The 6,438-nt window shown below is 58.4% G+C and carries 7 protein-coding genes; all 7 read right to left on the reverse strand.

Annotated elements, in window-relative coordinates; all coding sequences use genetic code 11:
• The coding region (locus tag NW837_RS07005) for a PRC-barrel domain-containing protein (RefSeq protein WP_414330178.1) at positions 1–214 on the reverse strand (214 nt) is incomplete at its 3' end.
• A 108-nt stretch (positions 215–322) separates the two neighbouring features.
• Positions 323–1,471, reverse strand: coding sequence for a glycosyltransferase (locus NW837_RS07010; RefSeq protein WP_414330180.1), 1,149 nt, complete (start codon positions 1,469–1,471; stop codon positions 323–325).
• A gap of 93 nt (positions 1,472–1,564) precedes the next feature.
• On the reverse strand, positions 1,565–2,017 hold the full coding sequence (locus NW837_RS07015) for a ubiquinol-cytochrome c reductase iron-sulfur subunit (protein ID WP_414330183.1): 453 nt from the start codon (positions 2,015–2,017) through the stop codon (positions 1,565–1,567).
• Between the two features lie 240 nt (positions 2,018–2,257).
• The gene (locus NW837_RS07020) at positions 2,258–2,827 is read right to left on the reverse strand and encodes a Uma2 family endonuclease (RefSeq protein WP_011434179.1); all 570 of its coding nucleotides are present in this window, start codon (positions 2,825–2,827) and stop codon (positions 2,258–2,260) included.
• 237 nt (positions 2,828–3,064) lie between these two features.
• Positions 3,065–4,990 (reverse strand): R3H domain-containing nucleic acid-binding protein, encoded by a 1,926-nt coding sequence (locus NW837_RS07025; protein ID WP_414330185.1) that lies wholly within the window; start codon positions 4,988–4,990, stop codon positions 3,065–3,067.
• A 15-nt stretch (positions 4,991–5,005) separates the two neighbouring features.
• Positions 5,006–6,046: an LdpA C-terminal domain-containing domain gene (locus tag NW837_RS07030; protein ID WP_414330187.1), complete on the reverse strand. Its 1,041-nt coding sequence runs from the start codon at positions 6,044–6,046 to the stop codon at positions 5,006–5,008.
• 88 nt (positions 6,047–6,134) lie between these two features.
• The coding region (gene ndhN, locus NW837_RS07035) for an NAD(P)H-quinone oxidoreductase subunit N (RefSeq protein ID WP_414330189.1) at positions 6,135–6,438 on the reverse strand (304 nt) is incomplete at its 5' end.

Consider the following 6,438-nt stretch of genomic DNA (forward strand, 5'->3'; position numbering starts at 1 on the left):
CAAGAACTGCATCCTGACCCAACGCTGTTACTTGCCGCAGCTCCATCAAACGGGGGGATCCGGCAAGGGCTTTTTCCAGCACCCCCAGCACCAGAACCTGCTTGGCTTCCAGATCCGCCCAAACTTCGCTGACTACCCCAAGCCGGGCTGCGTTGCCCTGGCTGATCACCTGCGTTCCCAGAACCTGTGACCGCCGACGAACCTCTGATCGCACCAGCGCAACAGATCCTTTCCCAGTCGTCATGATGGTTTCCCCGTCGTAAGTCAAAACGTTCCCGTTGTTGGGCTGCGTGTCTGACACAGTTCGCCAGAATTAAGTAAGTTAATAGTACCACTGCCTGTCTCCTCCCTCGCGGGCTGCCCAGGTGGGATCCCGGCCAATCTGCCTGCTCCAGGCCAGAAACTGCTCTGCCATCGCGCCCAGGGAATAGTGCTCTTCTGCCCGTTGCCGACAGCGGCTCCTGTCGATGTGATCTAGGCGCTCTACAGCCTCTGCCAAAGCTGCCACGTTGTCCGGCTCGACGATCCAGCCGGTTTCTCCATCGCTGACAATTTCCGCGGGCCCACCCCGGCGGTAGGTAATCACCGGCACGCCACAGGCCAAAGCTTCCACCGCCACCAAGCCAAAGGCCTCCACCCACTTGGGGGTCATGATCAAGGCTGAGCATTGCCCCAAGATCCGCTGCATTTGCGGGGTGGGCAAAAACCCTCGGTAATCCAATTGGGCATGCGGGTACTGCTCTTGGATCTGCTGCCAGTAGCCTGGCTCTTGCAGGTGGCCTAGGATCACCACCGGCCTTCCCGTCTTCTCGGCCAGGGCAGCACAGTCTTCTAGGCCCTTCTCCGGGGCAATGCGGCCAATCCAACACAGGGATCCATTCCCTTGGGGCACAAAGTCGTAGAGGCGCAGATCCACCCCGCAGGGCAGATAGACAAAGGGATCCCGACCTGCCGCCATCTCGGCTCGGGCAAAGGCAAAGGTCTGGGCTTGCGCCCGCGAATGCACCGCCAGCCGACCAGGATAGCGATGGGCAATGTGCTCTAGAGCCTGATCGACGGCATCGCTGAGGGATCCCATGCTAACAATGTGGGCCACCGGGGTGCGGAAAAAATCCGTCAAATAAAACGAGAGCCAATCGTAGCTCCAGTTCACGATTAGATCGAACTGATCTTGCAGGTGGGCAGCCCGCTGCCACAGGTTGGCCAGCAGAGAGGGGGTGTGGATCAGAACCGGCTGATCGCGGCGCTGGGTTTGCGCATAGGCCGGGGGAAGGCCCGCCACCGGCTCGATCACCTCCTCCGGCAACTCCGCCATTCGGGATCCCACAGGGGCCAACACCCGCACTTGGGATCCCATCTGGAGTAAGACACGCGTCAGGTTGGCAAGATTGAGCTCCACACCACCACCGGCCCCGGATCCCAGAGGTCCAACAGGGGTGGAGAGGAACAGATAGCGGTAGGGACGAGCCATAGGGAGAGCCTCGGTAGCTCAGCCCATTGTCTTCTCAATCCGGATACCCGACTCCTTTTGCCTGGCCTCAAAGCCCACAGCCTGCCCAGAACTTTATGAGGCTTTGGCTACAAAAATTTCTCCCTTCTCCACCTTGACCTTGTAGATGGCCAGGTCTGCCTTGGCCGGGCCACGGGTACGGCTGCCATCGGCAGCAAAAGCCGAGCCATGACAGGGGCAGACAAAGTTCTCCCCCCGCCAGTTCACATCACACCCCGCATGGGGACAGGCGGCATCCAAAGCCAGCAGAGAATCTTCTTTTTGCGGATCCCCGACCAGCCAGAGGGTGGCGGTGTTTTTCCCAAAGGCGTTTTCCACCTTGAAGGGGCCATCTTTGAGATCGGCCAGAGTGGCAACTTTCACAAACTCCGGCTCAGAAGCCTTAGAGCCAGAAGCAGTTCCCTGGGCCAGGGCAAAACGGCGCCGGGTAAACCCAGGTAACCAACCCACCAACGAGCCAAAACCGAGAGCCAGCCAGCGAAGAAAACCACGACGATTGTTGTACATGGCTATGTGTCCTTGGAGGTGTGCGAAATGTAGGTCATGAGCCAGCAAAAGACCGGCCCCTTCAGAAGGGATCCCGGTGCAAATGCTGCCCTTAACATCTTGTTACACCAGAACGGTTTCGGCCAGGGCCAAGCCGCACTTTTTCCGGCTAGAGTACGCAGCAGCAGGCATCTTGGTTGCTTCATTGATTTGGCCGATGGGATGGGATGGGATCCCTTTCGGCTGTTGTACGCCTGGAGCCTAGGGTCGGGAGGTAAACAGCTCAGCAACCGTGCAGACAAAGCCGGGCAACAGGGGAGAAGACAACGCATCCTGAGCCAACAGCGTTTCTACCAAGACCAACTGGGCCTGTTGTCTGCGATACACCTCTACTCTCTGAGCCAGCCGATCGACGATCCAGTACTCTTGCACCCCATACACAGAGTAGAGTTTCCGTTTTGCCAAGCGGTCTCGATCCTCATGAACTTTTCCAGGTGATAGGACTTCAACCACCAGCTCAGGGGCACCCCGAAAATGTCCTGCTTCATCTTGAATCTGTGATAGCCGCTCATAACTAACCCAAACAACATCGGGAGACACATTATCAAATTCGGAAAAGAGGATCCCTGGCATGATTGAGGGTTCTCCCAATCCTGTTTCTAGCGACCACCGATGCAGTGCGGAGAACAAACACCCGATAATGTGCTGATGTTTGTGATGAGGAGAGCGAGTCACCAGCAGTTCTCCGTCGATGATCTCGTAGCGGATCCATTCATTCTCTGGAAGAGCCTCGATATCCCGAGTGGTCCAGCGTACTTCTGTAGCAGTCATTAGCTATCCCTATAGCAATAAATGGTGCTATGCCCAGGGCACCCTGCTGCTGTACCTACGACACTGGGCCGACAACTGCAACGCTGTCGCAACAGCGGGAACCGCACTTGGCGTAGCCAAATCTTAGCCCAGGATCCCGTTCACAGAAGCGAGACGGAGTCCTTCCTCTCTAACCACGACGGCTCAATGGGTAGAGCTTCTACGGAGCTGAACTATCGGTTGAGCTATCGTGTGGGGCTAGTTGGGATAGATGCGCAAGCGGCGGTTGGGCTCTTCGCCAAAGCTTTGGGCCCGCAGGTGGTAATGTTCCACCAACTGGTGTTGGAGCTTGCGGATCAGAGGCGAACGGGGCAAAAGTTCCACCGGCTGAGACTTGGGAATGACAATTTGCTCCACCGCCAGGCGGGCTTCTTCCAGAGCTTCGGTTTCATCGCCTGAGCTGGCGCGAATGAACAGCTCCAGGTCGGAATCGGATCCATCTTCGCTTTCGATGTTGAGGATGTGGCGCAGGGCGCGGGCCAGGGCAGTCAGAGTATTGGCCTTAACGGTGTGAATCGGGATCTGGCGGGAGTGGGCCATCTGCTGGATCTTGGAACGGCTGCGCACCTGGGATCGCAAGGCCAAGACAATGTCTGCCTCGTCTAGATCTTTGGTGACATCCGCCGACAGTTTCAGGGTTTGGATCACCTGCTCCAGGTAGAAGCGGCTCACTCCGTAGGGGTAGATCATCAGCGGCCCATCCGGATTCTGCTGCCGTCCTGTCGGGGCTGGGGCGGATCCCTCCCAGTCCAAATCTTCTTCTTCGTCAGAGCCGGATTCTACTCTGGATTCGGCCACCACCTGAGCGGCAGGACGGGATCCCGCTGGCGTTAGCGGGACGGAGTCCTCTCGCCTCTCCAGGAGCAAACCCGATTCTCCTTGCTGCTGCGAGCGACTTTCAAGCGGCTCTGAAGGCAGAGCTTCCATCCGTCCAGAGCGTTGCCATCCTCCCCGCTCCCGTGCTGCGGAGATTGTGCTGCCGGCAGGGGGCCATTGGGGGCCAGATAGAGCCGGGCGCCCGTTTGCACCAGCGGTGCTCCGCACTATCACCACCTGGCCGTGTTCGTCTAAACTGCGGGTTTGGGTCAGCGGCTCGCGGTTGCGCAAGAGGCGATCCACAGTGGCGGCCACATCTTCGTGGATGACCCAGCGGGATCGCTCCAGCATCTCTATGGCAATCTCAAACGTAGGGGGAGCTTTGCGCTCCAACACACTCTTTTGAGAGCCGCGCCGCCGCGCCTCTTCATCTCCCAGGGTGACCGATTGGATCCCGCCCACCAAGTCTGAGAGGGTGGGATTTTTGATCAGGTTGTCGATGCGGTTGCCATGGGCGGTGGCCACCAGTTGTACCCCCCGTTCGGCAATGGTACGAGAGGCCAAGGCTTCCAGTTCGGTGCCGATCTCGTCGATAACTACCACTTCGGGCATGTGGTTTTCCACTGCCTCGATCATCACCTTGTGCTGCAGCTCTGGGCTGGCCACCTGCATCCGTCTGGCCCGACCAATACCCGGATGGGGCACGTCTCCATCGCCTGCGATCTCGTTGGAAGTGTCGATAATGACCACTCGTTTGCCCAGCTCATCGGCCAGCACACGGGCAATCTCCCGCAGGGCCGTGGTTTTACCCACCCCCGGTCGGCCCAGCAACAGCATAGAGCGCCCCTGTTCCACCAGGTCGCGGATCATGCTGATCACGCCGATAACGCAGCGACCCACCCGACAGGTAAGGCCAATGATTGTGCCTTGGCGGTTGCGAATGGCACTGATCCGGTGCAGGGTAGAGGCAATGCCTGCGCGGTTGTCACTGCTGAACTCTCCAACCCGGCTGATCACCTGATCCAAGTCGGCCCGGGTGATCACGTCTTCTGAAAGGTAATCGGCAAAGCCGGGGAAGCGGGCTTCGGGGCGGCGACCCAAATCCAGCACCACCTCCACCAATCGATCCAGGTGAGGATGCTGTTCTAGGCGCTCACGAATCGGAGCAGGCAGGATATCCAAAAGCTTACTCAGGTCGTCGCTGTATTGAACCTGGCCGGGAAAGCCGGTACGTTCACGTAAGCGGTGCGGAGCACTTTCCGGATCCATCGACGGACTTGGGGTTGAGGGCTGTACGGGGAAACTCATGGCTGAGCAACGTCGTTAAACGCAGGAAAAACAGGTTTGCCTAAAAGCAACGGATCGCCGCTTTACTTGCTGCACCAACTGCTTGGCCAACGGGATCCCTGCCACCAATCCAGGATTCCATCCTGACTCCGATGAGCTGTGAGCTGGCTCTTCCAGATAGGCTGACACCAACTGTCGCGCATAGCTGCCGAAGGCTACCCCCGCCACCGGCCACCGGGGATCCAACAGCGGCACCGTTTGGGCGTTGGTTCCTCCTGCCAATTGCACATAGCCTGGCAGACCCATATTCAGTACCTTCTCGGCCAATTTCAGGGTGGCTTTGCCGGTGCCAGCTCCAATATCGCCACTCATAGGCCGGCCATCCACCTGCCAGATCAACACTTCCGGCAAGGGATCCATAAGAGCCAGCAAATCCCTTAAGTAAGCCTCTAGGCCCGGGCCATCGTTAAAGCTAATTGAGATTGCCTGGAGCTGAGGTAGCCAGGGCTTCAGGGATCCCCACAATTCCTCGAATGGCCTCTGGCGACCGATGCAGGTGTGAATCTCCACCGCTTGAATGCCCAGCTCGACCAAAGGCGGCAAAACTTCTGACAAAGCGACCTGGTAGCCGAAGGTGGCAATGCGCCGGTGGGGGCAAACCGGCTCACAGCGCCCACAGCCGTAGCACAGCTCTGTCTGGATGTGGACTTGAGCAGGAAGGGCTGCCTGGGTCAAAGCATGAGGGGGACAAACTGCCAGACAAGGCTGAGGACAGTCGGCAGGACAAACAGGAGCCGTCAGCACCGCCTTGCGGAAATGCACGTCTTCACCGTCATTGACGCTGACCATCAACCAAGGGGATCCCGCCTGGGGATCTTCGGCTTGTGCCCGTTGGATCCCTTCTTGAGCGGCCCGCACTATGGCCGGATCGGCAGCAACATCAATGCAATCTGCCCCGGCCAGCGTGTAAAGGAAAGCCAGCTCCCGAACCGAGGGCAAGTGGTGGAAACTTGCGCCGCAGATCAGCTTAAACCAAGTACCCTGTTGCAGCGAGGCGGTTGGCAAGGTCACAGGCACGAGAAACCGCTAGCAGGATGGGGATCTGAGCCGCAGGCCATCTACTTGAGATGGTAGCAAAGAAATTTCCAGGATCCTGAAGAGAGGTTCAGGCGCTCTGCAGAGGTTGCCAACGAATTGACCGTTCTCGGCCCAGTTCCACCACAAACTTCACTCCCTTGTCTTCCCGACTCAGCTTCACCAGGTAGGAGAGTTCCTGTTGGCTGAACACATGCCCTTCGTAAAACCAGAACACCAACCCCTTAGCTTTTGGGGGCAAGGTGGCCCGATACTGCTCGATCAACGCGGGAAAGAAATAGGTGCGCCGCTCCGATTTGCCCAGCGTGGCAGGCCGTACCCCATGAATGCGCGTCAAATAGCTGGCCAGATCCCCGATTCCCTTACTGGAGAGG

Source organism: Synechococcus sp. R6-10 (assembly GCF_047461815.1).
In the GTDB taxonomy this organism is placed as follows: domain Bacteria; phylum Cyanobacteriota; class Cyanobacteriia; order Thermostichales; family Thermostichaceae; genus Thermostichus.

Bases quoted from the DNA above. Each gene is read 5' to 3' on its own strand.
- NW837_RS07010 (WP_414330180.1), bottom strand. From the start codon at position 1,471: ATGGCTCGTCCCTACCGCTATCTGTTCCTCTCCACCCCTGTTGGACCT.
- NW837_RS07020 (WP_011434179.1), bottom strand. From the start codon at position 2,827: ATGACTGCTACAGAAGTACGCTGGACCACTCGGGATATCGAGGCTCTT.
- NW837_RS07015 (WP_414330183.1), bottom strand. From the start codon at position 2,017: ATGTACAACAATCGTCGTGGTTTTCTTCGCTGGCTGGCTCTCGGTTTT.
- NW837_RS07025 (WP_414330185.1), bottom strand. From the start codon at position 4,990: ATGAGTTTCCCCGTACAGCCCTCAACCCCAAGTCCGTCGATGGATCCG.